This is a genomic window from Micromonospora sp. BL4 (assembly GCF_003667505.1).
GTDB lineage: Bacteria > Actinomycetota > Actinomycetes > Mycobacteriales > Micromonosporaceae > Micromonospora.
The window spans coordinates 41797-61081 of the sequence record NZ_RCVJ01000198.1; the positions used below are offsets into that span (position 1 = coordinate 41797).

The 19285-nt window shown below is 68.3% G+C and carries 19 protein-coding genes and 1 pseudogene; 14 read left to right on the top strand and 6 right to left on the bottom strand.

Annotated features, from left to right (window positions below):
- Positions 1 to 343 precede the first annotated feature (343 nt).
- The 7 genes from EAD89_RS26460 (at position 344) to EAD89_RS26490 (ending at position 4371) form a co-directional block, all read left to right on the top strand.
- Positions 344 to 1411, top strand: a complete 1068-nt coding sequence (locus EAD89_RS26460; protein WP_233579147.1) for a carboxypeptidase-like regulatory domain-containing protein — start codon at positions 344 to 346, stop codon at positions 1409 to 1411.
- A gap of 157 nt (positions 1412 to 1568) precedes the next feature.
- Entirely contained in the window at positions 1569 to 1955 is a 387-nt protein-coding gene (locus tag EAD89_RS26465) for a YbaB/EbfC family nucleoid-associated protein (protein WP_233579149.1), read from the top strand.
- Entirely contained in the window at positions 1952 to 2275 is a 324-nt protein-coding gene (locus tag EAD89_RS26470) for a WXG100 family type VII secretion target (RefSeq protein ID WP_121677607.1), read from the top strand. Before EAD89_RS26465 ends, EAD89_RS26470 begins: the two co-directional genes overlap by 4 nt.
- Positions 2276 to 2278: 3 nt before the next feature.
- Positions 2279 to 2773 (top strand): hypothetical protein, encoded by a 495-nt coding sequence (locus EAD89_RS26475; RefSeq protein ID WP_121677608.1) that lies wholly within the window; start codon positions 2279 to 2281, stop codon positions 2771 to 2773.
- A complete protein-coding gene (locus EAD89_RS26480) occupies positions 2766 to 3314 on the top strand; it encodes an endonuclease (RefSeq protein ID WP_121655168.1) in 549 nt (182 codons plus the stop codon). The genes EAD89_RS26475 and EAD89_RS26480 overlap by 8 nt, the downstream gene beginning before the upstream one ends.
- Positions 3311 to 3844 carry a hypothetical protein gene (locus EAD89_RS26485; protein WP_121655169.1) on the top strand — a complete coding sequence of 178 codons (534 nt, stop codon included), beginning with the start codon at positions 3311 to 3313 and terminating at the stop codon, positions 3842 to 3844. The genes EAD89_RS26480 and EAD89_RS26485 overlap by 4 nt, the downstream gene beginning before the upstream one ends.
- On the top strand, positions 3841 to 4371 hold the full coding sequence (locus tag EAD89_RS26490; RefSeq protein ID WP_121677609.1) for an SUKH-4 family immunity protein: 531 nt from the start codon (positions 3841 to 3843) through the stop codon (positions 4369 to 4371). Before EAD89_RS26485 ends, EAD89_RS26490 begins: the two co-directional genes overlap by 4 nt.
- A gap of 479 nt (positions 4372 to 4850) precedes the next feature.
- On the opposite strand, the gene argS is transcribed toward EAD89_RS26490, so the two are convergent.
- A complete protein-coding gene (gene argS / locus EAD89_RS26495; RefSeq protein ID WP_121677649.1) occupies positions 4851 to 6569 on the bottom strand; it encodes an arginine--tRNA ligase in 1719 nt (572 codons plus the stop codon).
- 379 nt (positions 6570 to 6948) lie between these two features.
- Positions 6949 to 7116: pseudogene (locus tag EAD89_RS31385) on the bottom strand (restriction endonuclease); the annotation flags it as partial.
- Positions 7117 to 7540: 424 nt separating this feature from the next.
- Between EAD89_RS31385 and EAD89_RS26505 the strand changes: the two are divergent.
- The 3 genes from EAD89_RS26505 (at position 7541) to EAD89_RS26515 (ending at position 10963) form a co-directional block, all read left to right on the top strand.
- A complete protein-coding gene (locus EAD89_RS26505) occupies positions 7541 to 8692 on the top strand; it encodes a polysaccharide lyase family 7 protein (protein ID WP_121677610.1) in 1152 nt (383 codons plus the stop codon).
- Between the two features lie 450 nt (positions 8693 to 9142).
- The gene (locus EAD89_RS26510) at positions 9143 to 9748 is read left to right on the top strand and encodes a YdeI family protein (protein ID WP_121677611.1); all 606 of its coding nucleotides are present in this window, start codon (positions 9143 to 9145) and stop codon (positions 9746 to 9748) included.
- A 264-nt stretch (positions 9749 to 10012) separates the two neighbouring features.
- On the top strand, positions 10013 to 10963 hold the full coding sequence (locus EAD89_RS26515) for a cation diffusion facilitator family transporter (RefSeq protein ID WP_121677612.1): 951 nt from the start codon (positions 10013 to 10015) through the stop codon (positions 10961 to 10963).
- Positions 10964 to 11517: 554 nt separating this feature from the next.
- Here the strand turns inward: EAD89_RS26515 and EAD89_RS26520 are convergent.
- Entirely contained in the window at positions 11518 to 12285 is a 768-nt protein-coding gene (locus EAD89_RS26520) for a cyclopropane-fatty-acyl-phospholipid synthase family protein (protein WP_121677613.1), read from the bottom strand.
- A gap of 627 nt (positions 12286 to 12912) precedes the next feature.
- Here EAD89_RS26520 and EAD89_RS26525 point away from each other — a divergent pair.
- The 3 genes from EAD89_RS26525 to EAD89_RS26535 all read left to right on the top strand — a co-directional run bounded on the left by EAD89_RS26525 (position 12913) and on the right by EAD89_RS26535 (position 15053).
- Positions 12913 to 13380 (top strand): hypothetical protein, encoded by a 468-nt coding sequence (locus EAD89_RS26525; protein ID WP_121677614.1) that lies wholly within the window; start codon positions 12913 to 12915, stop codon positions 13378 to 13380.
- Positions 13373 to 14281 (top strand): alpha/beta fold hydrolase, encoded by a 909-nt coding sequence (locus EAD89_RS26530; protein ID WP_121677615.1) that lies wholly within the window; start codon positions 13373 to 13375, stop codon positions 14279 to 14281. The genes EAD89_RS26525 and EAD89_RS26530 overlap by 8 nt, the downstream gene beginning before the upstream one ends.
- 241 nt (positions 14282 to 14522) lie before the next feature.
- On the top strand, positions 14523 to 15053 hold the full coding sequence (locus tag EAD89_RS26535; protein WP_121677616.1) for a GNAT family N-acetyltransferase: 531 nt from the start codon (positions 14523 to 14525) through the stop codon (positions 15051 to 15053).
- Between the two features lie 210 nt (positions 15054 to 15263).
- Here EAD89_RS26535 and EAD89_RS26540 read toward each other — a convergent pair whose 3' ends face one another.
- From EAD89_RS26540 to EAD89_RS26550, 3 genes are all read right to left on the bottom strand, one after another.
- Complete coding sequence (locus EAD89_RS26540) at positions 15264 to 16151, bottom strand: CPBP family intramembrane glutamic endopeptidase (RefSeq protein ID WP_199733637.1); 888 nt, start codon at positions 16149 to 16151, stop codon at positions 15264 to 15266.
- Between the two features lie 377 nt (positions 16152 to 16528).
- The gene (locus EAD89_RS26545) at positions 16529 to 17131 is read right to left on the bottom strand and encodes a response regulator transcription factor (protein WP_121677618.1); all 603 of its coding nucleotides are present in this window, start codon (positions 17129 to 17131) and stop codon (positions 16529 to 16531) included.
- Entirely contained in the window at positions 17128 to 18282 is a 1155-nt protein-coding gene (locus EAD89_RS26550; RefSeq protein WP_121677619.1) for a sensor histidine kinase, read from the bottom strand. Before EAD89_RS26550 ends, EAD89_RS26545 begins: the two co-directional genes overlap by 4 nt.
- Before the next feature lie 107 nt (positions 18283 to 18389).
- On the opposite strand from EAD89_RS26550, the gene EAD89_RS26555 reads away from it, so the two are divergent.
- Positions 18390 to 19271 carry an ABC transporter ATP-binding protein gene (locus EAD89_RS26555; RefSeq protein ID WP_121677620.1) on the top strand — a complete coding sequence of 294 codons (882 nt, stop codon included), beginning with the start codon at positions 18390 to 18392 and terminating at the stop codon, positions 19269 to 19271.
- Positions 19272 to 19285: the final 14 nt, after the last annotated feature.

A 19285-nucleotide genomic window follows, 5' to 3' on the forward strand; every position in this document is an offset into this window, starting at 1 on the left:
CCGTAGGCCGGACGCCATTCGCGACAGCCCGCTGCGGGCACAAGTTGAGCAACATTTGAGTTTGCCGATCACAGCGCCCTCGACGCACCATCGCTGCCCGGATGACCTCGTGAACGTCGGGACCAGCGCGGTCCACAGAGGAATGAGTTTGCCGGTCAACCCGCTCAAACCCCCGCTTCTGGCACGGTTGGGTCTTCCGGGCAGACGTCGGAGGTGGGTCGCGCGACCCGTTCCAGACAGGGCATAGTGGCCCGCGGCGCCGTCGACCGGCGTTGCCCGCTCTTGGAGAAGGTGGTTGGAAGTGACGACGCGCTTATGTGTCCGATGGACCCGAGCGGCCGCATTGATCACGCTGACCGGGGGGACGCTCGCGGTGTCGGCGGCACCCGCGACGGCCGCCCCGGAGACCGTCCGGATCCTGAGCGTGTCGGCGGAGAACGTCAAACCCAACGAGACGGTACGCGTGCGGTTCCGCGTCACCAACAACGGAAGCCGGGCCGAAACGGCCATCATCGTGGTCGGCGGCGGCTTGCGATGCACCTCCGGATGCCGGGCAGAGCCGAACCTCGGACCTGGCCGGAGCCAGACCTTCGACACGACGCTCGTCGCCCCCACAGCTCGCCCGGGTGAGATCACCGGCCTCAACATCTCGATCGGCGTGCGGCTTGCCGGGCAGAACACCTATGACCACAAGATGGTCTACGTCCACGGCCCGGGTGCGTCGTCGTCCGGCGGGGACAAGCCGGCGGCCGGGGTGCGCGGGGTCTCCGGCCGGGTCCGCGACGCTGGAGGAAAGGCAATCGGCGGCGTGGACCTGACCATCCGGGACAGCGCCGGGCACGAATTCCGGACGACCAGCAGCCCCAGCGGCCAATTCTCGATCACGTCGAGCGCCGGCAAGACAATCGCCGAGGGACCCATCACGGTCCGCGCGGCCATGGACGGCTACCGCATCGCTCGCACGACCGTACGCGGCAGCGCCGGTGACGTCGCGACCGTGCGGCTCACCCTCTCTGCGGTGGCACCGCCCACCAAGACGTCGCCGTCGCCCGCTGCAGAGGCAAGCCCTCTCGCCGCGGCGGGCGACGGCACCCCCGAGGCTGCGCCGCCCACCCTCAAGGCCGTCAGCGACGAGGGAAACAGTTCGTCGCGGTTCTTCCTCCTGGGCGGCTTGCTGGTCGCCGCGGGCCTGGGCGCGCTCGCACTGGTGGTGATGCGCCGGAGAAACGCACCGGACGCGGCGGCGGAGACGGATGTTCCCTCGACGACCCAGCTGCTGGCGCCGGCCGGTGGCAGCATGGCCGACGCTCCGACCGCGGTACTGCACACCGGGCCCGTGGGCGGCGGGTTCCCGGGCTCGTACGGCGCGCCCCCGCAGGGTGGCTTCCACCAGAACAGCTACCGAGGCTGAAAGATCGGCGTCCAGATTCTGTTTGGTGCGCATGTACCCATCAGAGGTAGAACAGCGGCTCGTTTGACCAGTGTCCGTACGCTCGCGAATGTTTCGAGCACTGTCGGGAGGACGATCTATGTCGATGTCACGGGACGCGAGTGGGGACTTCGCCCGCATGCTCGATGCCACTGTCGGCGCCCTTCGGGCGGTGAGCCCACCGCCGGAAGACGAGGAAGCCGCCCGGCAGCGGCGGATCGGCGAGGCAGCGGATGGCCAGGTCTGTGCCGAGTTCGGTGCCGACGGTCGGCTTTCGTCGCTTGCCGTGGATCCGCGCTTAATGCGCCTGGGTTCCGCCGAGCTGTGTGACCGGATCGTCGAGGCGGTAAATGCGGCGATCGACTCCATGCGTAGCGGCGCCTCCGCGCCGGACGCTGCGGACCTTACGCAGCTCACCGAGCAGCTGCAGCAGGTCCGGGATTCGGCGGTGCCGCGGCTGAGCACGTTTCTGCAGACATTGACCGAGGCGCAGGCCCGGATGTCCGGCGGGAGTCCTAACCGGTGAGCGGCTTCGAGGTGGAGCCCGCGGCCCTGCGGGCAGGCGGTGATCAGGTGATCGGCGCGGCCGAGCGGTTCATCGGGCAGCTGGAGAGTTTCGAGGCGCAGATGGCCAGCTACGGCGAGCCCTGGGGCGGCGACGACATCGGCTCGCTGATCGGGGTCGTGTACACCGGGGTCTCGGCCTGGGTGTTGGACTGCATCGGTGTCGCTGCCGAGGAGATCGGCGCGGCGGGCAGTGATCTGACCGCGATGGCCGAGAACTACGAGTCGGTTGAGCGCGAAGCTGCTAACGCGATGCGCGGCATCCTCGGAATGCTGGGGTGAGGGATGGGACTTCAGCTACCGGGTGAGCTGGTCACCGCCCTCGGTTGGATCGGCTTCTCCTGGCCGGAGGGCGACGAGGAGAAGCTGTTCGAGATGGGGCAGGCCTGGATCAGTTTCGCCGGAACGGTCGGCGACGCCTCCGGCGAGGCTGGGGCGGCCGCTGCGGCGGTCATGTCGCAGCAGAGCGGCGAGGCGATGCAGGCGTTCGCCCAGTGGTGGGCGAAACCGGAGAGCGGGCCGGGCACCTTGCCGGACTACGCGCAGGCGGCGATGCTTGTCGGCACCGGCCTGATCATCTGCGCCGGGATCGTGCTCGCGTTGAAGATTTCGATGATCGTGCAGCTGGCCATCTTCGCGTTCCAGGTGGCGCAAGCCATCGCAACCGCAGTCGTCACCTTCGGCGCGTCGCTGGCGGAGATCCCGATTTTCCAGTTGATCACGCGGGAGATCGTCGGTCTGCTGATCGACCAGGTGATCACGGAGCTGATCAGTGGCTAGCCGGAGCCGGAAGCGTGGTGGCGCGGCCAAGCCGAATGAGGGCAACCTCGTCGGCGCGGCGGTGAAGAAGGCCTCCGCGCCCCCGGTGCGGCGCAACAATGATCTGCCCGAGGTCACCATCCGGGTCCAGCGCAAGAGCACGCACCACCGCACCGACTTCGACCGCAAGATGGCCGCCCTGAAGCGGCTGAGTGATCAGGGCAAGTTGTTCAAGCAGGCGAACCCGGTGGCGCGCGACAGCAGCATCACCGGCGGTTTCAAGGACCGGATCATCCGGAAGATCCACAACAAGTACGTCAAGAACAACAAGGGCAGCGACGCGCAGAAGGCCAGAGACAAGGCAGCGGCCGAGCGGATGGAGCAACGGGTACGCGACCAGAACCCCGATCATGTCTGGGAGCTGCAACTTGGCGGTCCTGACGAGGTCAGTAACCTGAAGTTGATGGACGCCGTTACCAACCAGGACATCGGCACCCAGATCCGGGTGGAGATCATGAACCTGCCGGACGGCACGCCGATCCGAATAGAGGTAGTGGATTGAACCCCGATCTGCGGGAACTCATCGAGGAGCTGCGCGTCGATCTGCTGGCGGACGAGGACAACACCGTCAGCTGGGGAAAGATCAGCGCGGGCGCTCCGGCCGACACGATCCCGGCGGAGGTCCCGCAGCCGGTCCGCGAGCTGATGGAGGTCGCCGAGAGTATCGCGGCCGGCGCGTTCTACCTGCCTGGCATCTCCTCCTCACCCCGTATGCAGGCCGGCCTGGACATCATGCCGGAATACACCGGCGTCGCCGCCGAGCCCGACGAGTGGTACTACTTCGGGCGCCTGAAGGAAGAGCCACTGCTGCTGCGGCGTGACTCCGGCGCGGTCTGGTACTTCCCGGAGGTCAGCACCGACGAGTGGTTCATCCGCGAGGCTTTCCAGCAGATCGCCCCAGACCTAGACTCGTTCCTCGCCTACTACGTGTTCGGCGCGGGCTACGCCGAGATCGGCTATGACGATGACGACTGGTGGCGGTTCCTTGAGGAGCAGGACCTGACCTCCCCCGGCGAGCAGGAGGACGAATGAGCGTGTCGCTGGCCGAACTCACCGCGCTCTGGGGCCCGGACGGCGTGATCGAGGTGCCGACCGACCTGCTCGGCGACGTGCTCGCACCGGGGGTCCTGCCGGCCGGTGCCGCCCTCCCGGTCGAGGTGCCGATCCTGTTCACCGCGGACGTCACCGCCCCGGGCATGACGCCGTTCGGCAAGCTGAAGATCGAGATTGGCGACGAGGGCCCGCGGATGTACGTCATCCTCGGCAGCTCGCCCGATGACGCCCAGATGCTCTTCATCCTTGACTCGCAGAACGGCTCGGTCATCCTGCTGGACCTCGCGACGCCGAACTTCGAGCACGTCAACGCCTCGTTTGCTGCGTTCGTCGAGTTCCTCTACAAGCTCGGGCAGCTTATCGACACCGACCCGGGCGGCAGGGCCCGCGCCCAGCTCGCCGCCGCCATCCGCGCCGAGCTGACGCGGGTCGACCCGTCCGCATTCACCGATCCAGAATCGTGGTGGAGCATCGCCTTCGACCAGCTCGAGTCCACCGCCGCCTGACGCACCGAACGCGCGACCGTCAGCGTACGAGCTCAGCGACGAACGAGCGGCGCTGAAGTACGTGCCGGACGGCGGCCTCACCAATATCCCGAACGGGTAGCGCCGATCGGGCCGGCAGACCTCCGGTCAAACGCAAATCTGCCGGCCCGATCGCTTACGCGCGAGCCCCGGCCGCCGGAGGCCGGGTCCGGGTCGTAGGGCCGGAGGCCCTGCCCGCCGGAGGCAGGATTCGGCGGGCCGCGCCGCGTTCCTCGCCCAGTCAGACCCCGCCAGAGGTGGAGGCGCTGATCTGTGAGCTGGCCTCGGCCGGCGGCGCCTCAATCTCCCTCTCCGACTCTTCACCAGCAGTCCGCAAAGCCTGCCCGTAGTGGCCCCTCGATTTCCCGGATGGAGGCGATGCGTGGCATGACGGGCTGCCCGTGTCGGCACCAGCGTCGTGCAGGGTGACCCGACTGGCCCGATCAGCCATCTGACTTCTGTTACATCCTGTCGGGGGTCCGGATGCCGAGCAGGTACAGCCCCTGCCGGAGCACCCGGGCGGTCACGTCGCAGAGCAGCAGCCGACTGTCCCGGACCGGTCCGTCGGCTCGGAGCACCGGGCACCGCTCGTAGAACGCGCTGAACGCGGCGGCCAGCCGGTACAGGTGCCCAGCCAGGTGATGGAACTCCAGGCTGTCCGCCACCGAGACGACCACCGCACCGAATCCGACCAGTTCGAACGCGAGGGCCCGCTCGGCCGGCTCGGTCAACCGGATCACCGCCTCCGGTCGGGCCGCCACGCCCGCCCGCCGGAAAATCGACCGGATCCTGGAGTACGCGTACTGGAGGTAGGGGGCGGTGTTGCCATCCAGCGACAGCATCCGCTCCCAGTCGAGCACGTAGTCCCGATGCCGGTCGCTGGACAGGTCGGCGTACTTGACCGCGCCGATGCCGACCGCCCGGCCCACCTCGGCCGCCTCCACCTGACCCAGCTCCGCGTTCCGCTCCCGGGCCAGCAAAGTGGCCCGGGCGATCGCCTCCTCTAGCAGCCCGACCAGCTTCACCGACCCACCGGCCCGGCTGCGCAGCATCCGCCCGTCGGACCCGAGGATCGACCCGAAGCCGACGTGCTCGGCCCGCGCCGGCGCGGGCAGCCAACCGGCCTGCGCCGCCACCGCGTACACCATCTCAAAGTGCCGCCGCTGCGGCAGCCCGACCAGATAGAGCAGCCGGGTCGCGCCCAGCGTCCCGGTCCGGTGCCGGATCGCCGCCAGGTCGGTCGCCGCGTACCCGTACCCGCCGTCGGACTTGCGCACGATCAGCGGCAGCGGTTCCCCGTCTCGCCCAGCCTGGCCGGGCGGGAAGACGCAGGCGGCACCGTTGCTGGAGCGGAGCAGCCCCAGCCGGTCCAGGTCCTCGACCACCGGGGTGAGCAGGTCGTTGTAGCTGCTCTCACCGTGGAAGTCCCGCTCGGTCAGCGTCACGTCGAGCAGCTCGTACACCGTCAGGAAGTGGCGTGCGGACTGCTGCACCAGCATCCGCCACAACCGTCGCGTCGCCGCGTCGCCGCCCTGCAATGCGACCACCCGCCGCCGGGACCGCTCCCGGAACGCCTCGTCGGCGTCGAACTTCACCCGAGCTGCCTTGTAGAACGAGTCCAGGTCCCCCATCGGCAGCTCCTGCGCCGCCTCCGCCTCGCCCAGGTCGACCAGGTGCTCGATCAGCATGCCGAACGGCGTACCCCAGTCACCCACGTGGTTGGCCCGCAGCACCCGGTGCCCCAGCCACTGCAACAGCCGGGCTGCCGCGTCACCGATCACCGTCGAGCGCAGGTGCCCGACGTGCATCTCCTTCGCCACGTTCGGCGCCGAGTAGTCCACCACCACCGTCTCCGGCTCGGCAACCACCGGCACCCCGAGCCGCGCGTCGGCGGCCAGTGCCGAGACCAATCCGGCCAGGGCGTCGTCGGCGACGGTCAGGTTGAGAAAGCCCGGACCGGACACCTCCGCCACACTGCATACGTCGGCCAGGTCCGCACGGTCCAGCACGTCGGCAGCGATCACGCGCGGCGGCCGGCCCAGCCGCCGGGCCAACGCCAGCGCCGCGTCGGACTGGAAGTCCGTGCGCGCCGAGCGCCGCACGAGCGGGTCCACCGGCCCGCCGGCCACCGTCGCGAACGCCGGCGCCAGCCGGTCGGTCAGCAGCTTCTCCAGATCCATGGGTACGCCGATCTCGCTCGGATCCGCCGCGCGGATCACCGGAAGGGGGATGCGGGCGGACCGAGGACGATCGAGGATGACCGGCGGCTCGATCCGCCGGTCGCAGAGAAGAAGACTCAGCGCAGACGGTCGCGGGACCGCCGGCGTCGCAGCGCGCCGAACAGGACGTCGAAGGACGTCGTCGGGTACGCGTGCGAGCTGGTCATGGCAGCAACCTAACCGGCCAGGCAGGGCTACGCAACGCCCTTCTTCCGCGAACACCCACGATCATTGGGGGTCCAGTGGGGGGCATCGTCTATCTGGTCGAAGGTATCCGGGGCCTGGACGGGGTGTCGACAGTGGCGAGCCGGTCAACAGCTCGGAGTGCAGCGCGCAGAGCGCTGAGACCGTTGTCAGGATCGTCAGGGCCATCCAGGGCAAACCAACGCACGTGGGCAGCGTTGACGCCCTCAGTGGCGCCGTACAACTGCCCGTCAAATCCGCACAAGGCGCACTGACGATCCCATGCCCACGTGATCAAATGGCGCCAATTCGAATCCCTCCGTCGTCTGGCAGCTCCCGCAAGATCGGACATGGGGTCGACGGCATGGAGCACCCCGGGGCTCTGGCACACATCTTGTGAGTCGCGCTCGCCGGTGATTTGGGTTGGGTGCCGAGGTGGAGATCATCGTGGCGTTGCTTCCGCCTCTGGTAACCCAGGCCGGGTCGCCATGGCCGCATGAGCCGGCACCGAGATGGCGGAACCGCTCAGTGAGGCGGTAGGAGCTGAGGGGCCCCTGCCGTCACATCGGACGCCGCCAAGTCCGGGCGGCCCGAGTCCGCCGCCAGCACCGAGTCGGCAACGCCGCCCACATTTGCGACCCAACAATGGCGACCAGTCACATCGAGGTTCGTCTACTCATTCTGTACCGTCAGTCTCCATCACTGCGAATGGACCGGCATGCAACCGAGCCCTTGGTTAGGACCGCCCAATGCGACGAACTGTCATCATCGCCATGCCCATCGCCCTACTTGTCGCCACGCTGATCGGGGTGCCAGCCGCCCATGCCGTCAGCACGCTTCCCGTCGCGGCTGTAACGGCCAGCGGTCACGACGGCAACGTGCCGGCGAACGCTCTCGACGGCAGCCTCTCGACTCGCTGGTCCGCCGAGGGCGACGGCTCATGGATCCGCTTCGACCTCGGTTCCAGCATGCAGGTCGGCTCTGTTGGCGTCGCCTGGCACCAGGGCGACACCCGCCGGAGCACCTTCCAGGTACAAACCTCAACCGATGCCAGCTCATGGACCACCGCCGTCTCCCAGCGGGAGAGCAGCGGCACCACCCTCCAACTTGAGACGTACGACTTCAGCGACCGCGCCGCACGCTACGTACGAATCCTCGGCTACGGCAACACCACCAACGACTGGAACAGCGTCACCGAGGCACGCGTCTACGGCCCGGATGGCGGCAGCGGCACCTGCACCGTGCCCGCCGACGTGCTCAACCTGACCAACTGGAAGATCACCCTGCCGAGCGGAGCCTCGGAAAGCCCCACCGAGGTAAAGCAGCCCGCACTGGACGCCTTCCAGGTGTCCCCCTGGTTCGTCACCGCAGACTCGTGCCGCGCCGTCCAATTCCGCGCTCCCGTCAACGGCGTCACGACCAGCGGGTCGAGCTACCCACGCTCGGAACTGCGCGAGATGACCAACAACGGCGCCAGCAATGCCAGCTGGTCCTCCACTTCCGGTACCCACACCCTGGTCGTCGACGGATCTTTTACCGCCCTGCCAGCCGGGAAGCCGCACGCCGTCATCGCACAGATCCACGACGGCGACGATGACGTGACCGTCTTCCGCCTCGAGGGCTCGAACCTGTACGTCACCAACGGTGACACCACCCACCACAAGCTGGTCACCAGCACCTACCAGCTCGGCACTCGATTCCAGGCCAAGTTCGTGGTCAGCGGTGGTCAGGTCCGCGCCTACTACAACAACACCCTGCAGACCACCATCAACAGAAGCTTCTCCGGTGCCTACTTCAAAGCCGGCGCGTACACCCAGGCCAACTGCACCAACTCCTCACCCTGCAGCAGCAACAACTACAGCCAGACACTGCTCTACAGCGTCACCGCAACCCACTCCTAACCACCGCGATCATGACGTGGCGATTGCGCTGGACCATGGGAGCACCGAGACCGAGGATCAGTGACGATGGGACGGGCTGGCGCCTGATGTGTCGAAATCCTCTTGGCGGCGGCGTGCCGTGATCGTGGTTACAGGCGACTTCTGGTGGGAACTGTGAGGTCAGATCCGACCGGGTTCGAGCGGCGATGATCCCCGTGCCCGGCCGCGACGGAGACGGGCCCTTGCCGATACGGCAGGGGCCCTTCGTCGTTGCGGACAGGGCTGCAGGTCAGCTACCTACACAGCGCGTCGGTCTCTTCGGGCGGGCCCATGTTGGCCTATGCGACACGTGCACGAGGAGTCCGACATGTCGGAAGACATCAAGATTGTCTTGAGCATCGAGGTCCTGCTCGATGGTCCTCCGGGCTGCCGGCGCGCCGGCAGCCCGGCGAGTCGGGTTAGCCTGCCGTCATGGCGAGCGCCGAACTGGATGAGTTGATCGTCGTGGACGCCGAGGCGCTGCGGACGTGGTTGTCGGCCAACCACGCTACGTCGCCCGGCATCTGGCTCGCTCTGACCAAGAAGGGCGGCACAGTCACGACGCTGACCTGGCAGCAGGCAGTCGACGAGGCCCTGTGCTTCGGCTGGATCGACGGGCAGGCCCGTAAACGGGATCCGGAGACCTCCTGGATCCGGTTCACCCCTCGCAGGCCCCGCAGTTCCTGGTCACAACGCAATGTCTCCCACGTGGCCCGCTTGGAGGCGCAGGGGCGAATGCTGCCCCCAGGCCGCGCCGCGGTGGAAGCCGCGAAGTCGGACGGGCGGTGGGCGAACGCCTACGCCCCGCCGTCCGAAGCCGAGGTACCGGCCGATCTGCTCGCCGCCATCGCCACCGACCCCGCCGCCCAGGCCATGTTCGACGTCCTCACCAAAACCAACCGCTTTGCCCTCATCCACCGCCTCAATGCCCTCAAACGCGCGCAGACCCGCGAGCGGAAAATCGGCGAGTTCGTTGCCATGCTGGCCCGTCACGAGACGATCTACCCGCAGAAGGCCAGGCCCCCGAAATCGCCGTGATCGGCATCCTCATGATCAAGTGCTGATCTGCCGTCGGCCGCGCGTCAGGTCGTGTTGCGGCATGCGCCAGTGGTCTGCTGCGGTGCGCCGGACGACCTGGATACCGGCGGTCGTGGTGATCACAGTGCCAGAGGCTGCCGGGTCAAGGGCGGCGACCCGTAGGGGGCGCCAACTCCCGCAGCTCCTCGGCACTCAGCGGCCCACCTGGATCGTGTGCCTATCGGTTTGGCCGCCCGGCCGGCAAACGGCTCATAGCCTGGCCTGATGACCGAGTCGGACGAGCAGTCGCAGAGCGTCCGTACCGTGATCGTGGCCGGTTCCGTCAACGTCGCTGTCGCCGTGGCCAAGGTGGTTGCGGGTCTGCTCTCGAGCTCGGCGGCCATGCTGTCGGAGGCCGCTCATTCGTTCGCCGACACCACCACCGAGGTACTGCTGTTCGTGGCGCTACGTCGAGGCGGTCGCCGGGCCGACGCCGCGCGCCCCTTCGGCTACGGTCGGGAGAGCTACATCTGGGCCCTCCTCGCCGCGGTCTTCACCTTCGTCAGCGGCGCCGGCTTCTCCATCACCCACGGCGTCCATGTCATCGCATCGGCCGAGGAGACTGGAGATTACCTCGTCTCGTACGCGGTGCTGGTCGTCTCCTTCGTCCTGGAGTCGGTATCTCTGATCCGGACGGTACGGCAGGTACGACGCCGGGCCAAGCGCTGGAAAATCAGTCCGGCAAGAGTCCTGCGGCGCACCCCCAACACCACCATCATGGCCGTGTTCCTCGAGGACAGCGCCGCCCTTGTCGGCCTGGGGTTGGCCGGAGCGGGCCTGGGGCTCGCCGAGCTGACCGGTGACCCGGTTTGGGATGGCATCGCATCGGTCGCCATCGGTGTACTACTCCTCGTGGTGGCCACCATTCTGGCCCGCAACAACCTCGCCCTGCTCGTCGGCCGGTCAGCAAGGGAGCCAGTTCAGGACGAGATCCGCCGGGAATTGGCCGCTCTGCCGAGTGTGCAAGGCATCGTGGAGCTGCTGACCCTGCAGCTCGGTCCCGACGACATCCTCGTTGTCGCCAGGATCGACTTTGCTGACGAGGTCAGCGGCGCCGATATCGAGGACGTGGCCGACGAGGCGAAACGACGGCTGACCGCGCGTAACCCGGCGGTCCGGTTCGTCTTCCTGAACCCGACACGCACCGCCACGGGCCCGGAGCCGCCCCCGCCATGATCCAGAACGCCCCGCCCGCCGCCGGGAACGCCCTGCTACCAGGTCATCGCGGGCTGACGAACTCGCCGAGCGCCGCGGGTCCAGCAGCGAGCGACTAGTTGGGCACCGATCCACACCTCGGTGCCGGCGATCTTGCAACCGCAAGACGCGCAGCGGGAAACCGGTCTGGTGGACAGGTAGGACGGTGTGGAGTCATAGCGAGTCCGGCGGCGCCGATCGCGACCCTGTTATGAACGGTGACGGCGGCCGAGGAGACGGGTGGCCGGTGGCGTAGGTGTGACCGGCCCGCGCCGGGCGCTGGCCTCTGCTCAAGCGACACGAGGTTCTTCAGCGCCGACGGCCGGTCGAACTACTCCAGCTCGGGGCAAACTTCAGATCAGCGCCCGGCGTCCCTTGCCATTGCAGGTGAGGGTTGAAAGGCCGCTGAGCGGCGGTGCTTCATCTTGCTGGCAACGAATCGGTGCGGCCTTGCCATCGAGGATGAGGCAAGTCGTGGGATCGTTCGGTCGGGATTCAAGCTGTGGCTCGTGCGGGGAGACTGATGACGCAGCTTGTCAGGTGCGCTGGGCGATAACGCGGGTAAAGCCGAGGTGACGGCCGGTGTCAGCTCGCAGCATCTTCACTTCTCGAGGAACGAGCTTGCGGGCGGTGTCGTTGTCGGTCGTCTCCAAGACGGCCTCGCTCCAGACCAGCCAGTCGCGCCACCCGTCCTCCAGAAAGTCGGCGTGCACGTCGTCGACCACGCCGCTGCGGCTCCACAACTGCTGCCACCAGGCCGGCGAGTGGAAGGTCCAGAAATCCGGTTCCCAGTGCGGCTTGAGGTGCTCCGGCAGCTCGTGGTCGAGTTCCGTGGCTAGCCCCGGCGCCACGATGCCGATGTGGCCGCCGGGAGCCAGGAAACGGCTCAGGTAGGGCAGGTATAGCGCGTCGGTGCCGAAGTAGTGATAGGCGTCGACGCTAACGATGGCGTCAAAGTAGCCCTCGGCGAACGGCAGGTCATGCGCCTCGGCCAGCAGCGGCGTGACGAGCTTGGCTTGGCCCGCGTCGTCGATCCTGCGCCAGTTCTCGGTGGGCTTGATCCAGAGATCGGCGGCGACGACCTGGACGTCGAACTCCTTGGCCAGGAAGATCGAGGTGATGGCCCTGCCACATCCAAGGTCGAGCACGCGGGCGCCGGGCGCAAGGTCGAGCTCGGAGCACAGCCATTCGAGCAGCCAGAGGGCGTTCGGGCCCATCCAGTTCTCGATCATCCAATGGGAGTCGTAGCCGGCACTCCTCGGGAACCGTGGCCGGTCCAGCCGCTGCCTCAGATCGTTGACCATAGGGCAGGATGGCACCCCCGGCCCGAGACGTCGATCGATTTGGCGGCCGAGAAACTGCACCTGCCCCGGTACGACGAAAACGACCGCGCCGGCCGGCACCGCTCGAACGGCTGACTCCAGCACCCGAGCAGTGGCCCCTCCGATGCTGGCCTCTATGGGGTTGGCGCGAGCAAGGCATTGACGATCCCGCTGCTGTCTCGTTGACGGGTCCGTCAACGCCCAGGGCGTGGGAGACGGCCCAGGCACCCAGGCGGCCCGCCTGTAGAGGCACCGCAACGAGGCGATCAGGTGCTCTGCCGCACTTCGGCCACCTCGTGCGTTTCGCCGAGCTACCACGTGCGTTTTTACGTACTCCGCAAGCTGCTCGATCTCGACGGGGTGGGTTCATTGAGTCGCCTTTGCCCCCACCTGTTCCAAGGCCCGCTTCCAATACGATCCGTGGCCACGCCGGGTTCCATCGCTGACCGCCGTGGAGCGCCGCCGCCGCGATTTCGGCGGTACCACGTAGCGGTAATGCCGTTGTTGCCCGGGCGCCGGGCGCCGTACCGCCCACGGTGCTCGCGCCATCGTGCTTGACACTCGACGTCAAGTACTTGACGATGGGTGTCAAGTAGCGGAGGAGGCAGCATGTCACCAACCCACGAGGAACTGACCGAGCAGCTCGTCCGGTTGATCGACATCCGCCTGCTCGACCCCCTCGAAATCCTGGCCGACGGCCACGACGCCATCGACCCGCTGCGCGCCGTCATCCGGGAGCAGGCCCGATCCTGGGCCGCCACGATCCTCAGCGGCGACGACCGGACCGCAGTCAGCGTGGTCATGCGCGCGATCTCCACCCTCTACCCGGGGGACGGACCGTTCGACCCACCCCTCGACTGGTGGCGCAGCCCTTTCGGGCAGGCCGTCGCGCGAAGGGTCGGCCACCCGACCGCCGCATCCGTGTCGTACGCGGTGGCCGGCGCCATGCTCGGCATCACCCGCCAGGGCGTCCACGACCTGGTCTCCCGCGACAAGCTCGCCCGCCACCCCGAAGGCGGCGTGCGCTCCGCCTCCGTACGCGACCGACTGCTCAAGGAAGGAACCCGACGTGTCTGAGACCATCATCGACTCCGGGACCGTGCCCATCGCGATCCGCGACTTCGGCGGACTTGGACAACCGCTGCTGCTCCTTCATGGCGCCGGCGGCAACCTCGCCCAGATGACCACCCTCGCCGAGCACCTGCGCCCGACCCACCGGGTGGTCACCGTCGACCTGCGCGGTCACGGCCGGTCCGGAGACGGCCCGTGGCGCTGGGACGATGTACTGGCCGACCTGACCGCCGTCAGCGACCAACTCGGCCTCACCTCCCCGGCGGTGGTCGGCGTCTCCCTCGGCGGCATGCTCGCCACCCTCTGGGCGCAGCGTCACCCGGAGTGCCCCGGTGCCGTCAGCTTGGACGGCAATCCGCCGTTAAACCGTCCGGACCAGCTCGCCGGGCTGGATCCGGAGCAGGCCGAGACCGAGCTGGCCAAGCTGCGGGCCATCTTCGACGAGATGGCCGCGATGCTTGCCGAACCACTAACCGCCGAACAGGTGGCCGCCATGCTGGCGGGGCAGCGGTCCATGGCCCAGCGCTACGGCGCCGCACCCGACGACTGGGTGGCAGCCTTCGAACGCAACCTCGTGCCCGGCGACGACGGCCGCAGCCGGCTGCGGCCCGCCCCGGACCTCACCCGGCAGCTCCGGGACGCCATGGACTCCCTCGACCTGACGCCCGCCTACCGCGACGTCCGCTGCCCGCTGCTGCTCATTCTCGCCACCGAGGACCTGCCCGAACAACAGCCGTTCCACAGCCTGTACGAGGCGTATCGCAAGGTCACCGCCGAACGGCTTGCCGCTGTGGACAACCCGTCTCTGCGGGTGCGCCATCTCGCCGGCGCCAGCCACGCGATGGTTGCCGAACGCCCACAGGAGCTCACTGCCCTCATCACCGACTTCCTCAGCCCTCACGACTGAGGGCGACCCGCAGGAGCCCGCCTCCTGACGAAGGTCGGACCTGCCTGCGGTCATGAGGGCCATGGGAGAGACCACCTCGACGCACGCACGCATCTGCCAGCCCAGCGCGTCGAGGACGGCCCTTGCCGGCCTAATTTCTTCGTCGGCCGCACGGGGAGTGCAGGGTTCGCGTGCTGGCACTCGCACAGCTGCCGGATCCTGGTTTCGGTTGTGATCGGCGAGCCACGGCTACAATCCCGCCGTGGACGACACCACCCGCGGCATACGCATCAGACGCGGTGGCCCGGCCGATGCACCCGCCGTACTGAACATGCTCGACTCCGCGGTGATCTGGATGAATGATCGCGGCAACACCGAGCAATGGGGCACGACACCGTTCTCTGAGAAGCCCGGAGGGATCGAGCTGGTCGATCGGTACATGACCGAGAACCTCCCGTACATCGCGGAGGTGGAAGGAACGCCGGCCGCAGCCTTGGTGTTGGACTCTGGGCCCAATCCGCAGGCACCGATCGCGCCTGCGGAGGAACCCGAGCGGTACGTCCGCCTCCTGGTCTCGGACCGACGATTCGCCGGTCGGAACCTCGGGTCGGCCCTGTTGGCTCACGCCGTGGAGGAGACCCGGCGAGCTGGAGTGCGGTTGCTACGGGTCGACTGCTGGGCGGGCGGCGGTGGCGAGCTGGTGGCGTTCTACGAGCGCCACGGGTTCACTTCCACCGAAACCTTCCTATCTGGATCCTGGCCGGGTCAGGTGCTGGCCCAACGGGTCGCTTGAGCCGCGCTTCGCACGGTCCTCGACGCCCCCAGCCATCTCAGACGACCAGTTCCAGAATCGGGCGAGTCAGCGCATGCGCATGAAGCTTCGCTGGAGGTCAAAGCCACAGCTTGGCCACATCGTCGCTGGTCAGCACGTCGGCGCAGGCCAGGTCAGTTCGAGCGCGAAGCGCCACGACCACCTGCGGACGGGCGCCCTGCCCTGGTGGGGTTAGCCCGCGCTTGTGGCCCGGGCTCGCCGCTCGCGCAGCCAGACCAGCACCACCATGGCGATGTTGACGGCGCCAAGGATCAGCAGGGCCGCGTCACCGGAGTCGGTGGACCGGTCGATCGCGAAGGCCTCGCCGTCCGCCATCAGCGTGTTGACGGTCGTGAACAGGACGTTGTTGGCGACGTGGAAGGCGACCGGTGCCTCGATGCCGCGGCTGATGATGGCCATCAGGCCGGTGCTGATGCCGATCACGGTGTAGTAACCGAACAGCCAGGGGTCGGCCGACCCGTGGACCACGGCGAAGCCCAGGCCGGAGACGACGAGCCCGACGACCAGGGCCGGGCGAACCGCACGCACCCAGGAGGCGGCGGCGGGCAGCACGGCACTTCGGAACATCAGCTCCTCGCCGGCGGCCTGCAGCGGGGTGCTCAGCACGACGATCACCAGCATGCCGATCGTCGTGCTGGTGACACCGAAGGCGGTCCAGCCTGGGGCGTCGGGCGCGACCAGCGCCACGACGCCGATCCCCGCACCCACCAGCAGCGCCGCTCCGATCAGGTAATACGTCAGGCGGCGGGCGTCGAAGGCTCGTGGAAAGCTGAGCAGGCTGCGCCACGGCACCTTGGCGATCCACACCAGGAGCAGGATCGCCAAGGCACCCGCCGCGCCGACGCTGAGGTTGACGGCCAGGAACTTCAACGGCGTGAAGGTGGCTGACATCGGGTCGTCGCTGCCCTCGATGACGCCCACGATCTGGTAGAGCAGCACCTGCAGGACCACCATCGCCAGCGGCGGCACGAGGATGACGACGAGCGGCTTCCACCAGCTCATGCGGAGGTGGGCGCCGAAGGGCCGGGAGTTGTCGACGGCCGGCCGGGAATGCTCCAACGTCAGGAGGCGCGAGCTTCCTGCGTCAGGAGGGCTCGGCCGTTCCGTCCCTTTCCAGGGTCCGTCGGATCTTGGGGCGTTCATCGGGGAGGTTCCTCTCGAGCGTCGTGACATCCCCATTGCAGCGCTCACCGCACCCTCCTGGCAGTGCCACCACGTCACCATTGCACCGTGACATTCCACGAACAGACATGACGCGGAGACCCGCCCGACGTCGTTACCGGGTGAGTTCCGCCGGTGCGGGTGGGAAGTCGAGGCGTGGCTTGCCCTGCATCGCCGCCGCGTCGCCGCTGTGCGGGCAGCTCCTGGTTGAGGTCAGGCCGGTGGTGCCGGGTGGGCAGTTCGCCAACCGAATAGGTCGTGGCGCCGGACCGCCGTTACAGCCAGTCGTGTTCGCGGGCGTAGCGGGCCGCTTCGTGGCGGGTCCGGGTCTGGGTCTTACGCATGGCGTTGGAGAGGTAGTTGCGCACGGTGCCCGGGGCGAGGTGGAGCCGAGCGGCGATGTCGGCGACCGAGTAGCCCTCGCTGGTGACCCGCAGGACGTCGGCTTCACGGTCGGTGAGGGGGCAGTCCTCGGTGACGGCGAGCGCGGACACGTCCGGGTCGATCCAGCGCTTGCCCGCGTGCAGGGTGGCGATGACCGAGGTGATGTGTGCCGGCTCGGCGGATTTGCTGACGAAGCCCTGAACGCCGAGCCGCAGCGCCTTGCGTAGCACGCCAGGGCGGGCGTGCCGGGTCAGCATGAGGATCACCTGCTCGGGTCGCTCGCGGCGGATCTCGGCGACCGCGCCCAGGCCGTCCACGCCCGGCATTTCCAAGTCGATGACCAGCACGTCGGGCCGGTGCCGCAGGGTGGCGGCGATCGCCGTCAGGCCGTCCTGAGCCTCGGCGAGGACCGTGATGTCGCCCTCCATCGGCAGCAGCGCGGCGAGGGCCGTGCGCAGCAACGCCTCGTCGTCGGCGAGCACGATGGTGGTCATCGGCCGTCCTTCCCCGTAACCGTCGGGGCCGCGTCGGCCCGAGCGGGTGGGAAGACCGCTGCGGTCAGGAACTGCTCGTCCTTCTGTTCCACGGTCAGCTCACCTCCGTCGCCCGCGACCCGTTGCCTGAGTACCGCCAGTCCCCTGAGCTCGGGGAGCGTGGTGGCGGTTACGCCGTCGTTGACGATGGTGATGCCCGACTCGGCGAGCGTGATCTGCACCTGGGTGGCCTGGGCGTGGCGCAGGATGTTGGTGGTGGTCTCGCGCAGCACCTGGCCGAGCAGTTCGCCGGCGCGGGCGTCGACCTCGGCCTCCCTGGTCACCCGGACGCGTATTCCGGCGGCCTCGAACAGGTTCTTCGCGTTCTCGATCTCCGCGGTGAGGTTGAGCCGCCGCTGCGCGTACGCGAGTTCCTTGGTCTGCGCGATCGTGTCGCTGACCAGCGCGTACGTCTCCCGCAGCTCCTTCTCCGCCCGAGCGGTGTCGCGGAGCAGCAGTCGCTGGGCCAGGGCGATCTTCAGCTTGACCACGTGCAGGGTGTGGCCCTGGATGTCATGCAGGTCGCTGGCGAACCGCACGCGCTCCCGGACCACGGCCAGCTCCGCCTCGCGTTCCCGGGTCTGTTCGAGCTCCCGGATGAGGTCGTAGAACCGTTCGCCCACCATCGTGAAGACCGTCACGACGACGGTGAGGGCGGTCGGGATGAGGACGTAGGTGACCAGGACGTGACCGATGTCGTCCCGCTGCACCAGCAGCCGCGCCGCGCCGACGGTGGCGACGTAGGTGAACAGCCCGGCCACCGCCAGCACCCGGTGCCGCCGGACCTCGCGCAGGGCGAGGGAGCCCACGGCGCAGAACCCCCAGTAGGCGTTGGGGCTGCCGGTCACCAGGACCCCCAGTGGCCACACCGCTCCCCCGACGATCACGCACGGCAGCGCCACCCGTGCCAGGTCGTTGGCCGTCCACCGTTCGAAGGCCACCAGGGCCGCCACGGCCCCCGGCGCCAGGACGACGACGTGCCACCAGGTACGCGCGTCGGTGTAGACCAGGACCACCGCGGCGAACACCACGGGCGGCAGTGACGTGGCGAGATTGAGCCGGCGCAGCCTTCCCTGCGTCGACTCGGTGAAGCGCGGCGATCTCGCGGTCATCAGATCAGTATCCGGCAGCCAGGGGCCTCGACCCGTGACACCACGTCACATGCGGTGGTGACGTGGTGCCACTGACGGGTCGGCCGTGCCCGCGCTGTCATGGGTACATGTCCACCACACCTGTCATCGAAGTCGAACGGCTGAACCTCACCTACGGCGACTTCCACGCCGTGAAGGACCTCTCCTTCGAGGTACGGCCCGGAGAGCTCTACGCACTGCTGGGTACCAACGGAGCCGGGAAAACCTCGACCCTGGAAGTTGTCGAGGGACACCGGAGGCCGACCTCGGGCACGGTACGCGTCTTCGGGCACAGCCCCGCCGACCGGCGAGCGGTACGTCCCCGGATGGGCGTCATGCTCCAGGAGAGCGGATTCTCCCCGGACCTCACCGTCCGTGAGTCCGTCGGTCTGGTCGGCCGGCTCACCAGGCGCACCGACGACGTCGACCGGGTGCTCGACCTGGTCGATCTCACCGGCCGAGCCGGCCGCAAGGTGTCGCAGCTGTCCGGCGGGGAGAAGCGGCGGCTGGACTTCGCCACCGCCGTCTACGGCACCCCAGAGCTGATCTTCCTGGACGAGCCGACCACCGGCCTCGACATTCAGTCCCGCGACGCCGTCTGGGCGACGGTGGACCGGCTGCGGGAGAACGGCGCGACCATCGTGCTCACCACGCACTACCTGGAGGAGGCGCAACAGCGCGCGGACCGGATCGGGCTGATGCACGAGGGCGCCTTCCACCGGGAGGGCACCGTCTCCGAGCTGACCCGCACCCTGCCGGCGGTCATCCGCTTTTCCCTCCCGGCCTCGGCGCCGATGCTGCCGGTGGGCGCCGCCGTTGACGCGGACGGGAAGGTCGCGGTCGAGACCTTCGAGCTGCAGAAGGATCTGCACCTCCTGCTCGGCTGGGCACAGGACCACGCCGTGGAGCTGCGGGACCTGGCGGCGGGACCGACCCGGCTCGACGACGTCTTCCGCGCCATCAACAGTTGATTCGTTCTTCCGAC

What these genes read in the sequence shown, in the direction of transcription:
- EAD89_RS26465 (WP_233579149.1), top strand. Translation starts at nt 1,569, where the DNA reads ATGCTCGATGCCACTGTCGGCGCCCTTCGGGCGGTGAGCCCACCGCCG.
- EAD89_RS26475 (WP_121677608.1), top strand. Translation starts at nt 2,279, where the DNA reads ATGGGACTTCAGCTACCGGGTGAGCTGGTCACCGCCCTCGGTTGGATC.
- EAD89_RS26490 (WP_121677609.1), top strand. Translation starts at nt 3,841, where the DNA reads ATGAGCGTGTCGCTGGCCGAACTCACCGCGCTCTGGGGCCCGGACGGC.
- argS (WP_121677649.1), bottom strand. Translation starts at nt 6,569, where the DNA reads ATGGATCTGGAGAAGCTGCTGACCGACCGGCTGGCGCCGGCGTTCGCG.
- EAD89_RS26505 (WP_121677610.1), top strand. Translation starts at nt 7,541, where the DNA reads ATGCGACGAACTGTCATCATCGCCATGCCCATCGCCCTACTTGTCGCC.
- EAD89_RS26510 (WP_121677611.1), top strand. Translation starts at nt 9,143, where the DNA reads ATGGCGAGCGCCGAACTGGATGAGTTGATCGTCGTGGACGCCGAGGCG.
- EAD89_RS26515 (WP_121677612.1), top strand. Translation starts at nt 10,013, where the DNA reads ATGACCGAGTCGGACGAGCAGTCGCAGAGCGTCCGTACCGTGATCGTG.
- EAD89_RS26520 (WP_121677613.1), bottom strand. Translation starts at nt 12,285, where the DNA reads ATGGTCAACGATCTGAGGCAGCGGCTGGACCGGCCACGGTTCCCGAGG.
- EAD89_RS26525 (WP_121677614.1), top strand. Translation starts at nt 12,913, where the DNA reads ATGTCACCAACCCACGAGGAACTGACCGAGCAGCTCGTCCGGTTGATC.
- EAD89_RS26545 (WP_121677618.1), bottom strand. Translation starts at nt 17,131, where the DNA reads ATGACCACCATCGTGCTCGCCGACGACGAGGCGTTGCTGCGCACGGCC.
- EAD89_RS26550 (WP_121677619.1), bottom strand. Translation starts at nt 18,282, where the DNA reads ATGACCGCGAGATCGCCGCGCTTCACCGAGTCGACGCAGGGAAGGCTG.
- EAD89_RS26555 (WP_121677620.1), top strand. Translation starts at nt 18,390, where the DNA reads ATGTCCACCACACCTGTCATCGAAGTCGAACGGCTGAACCTCACCTAC.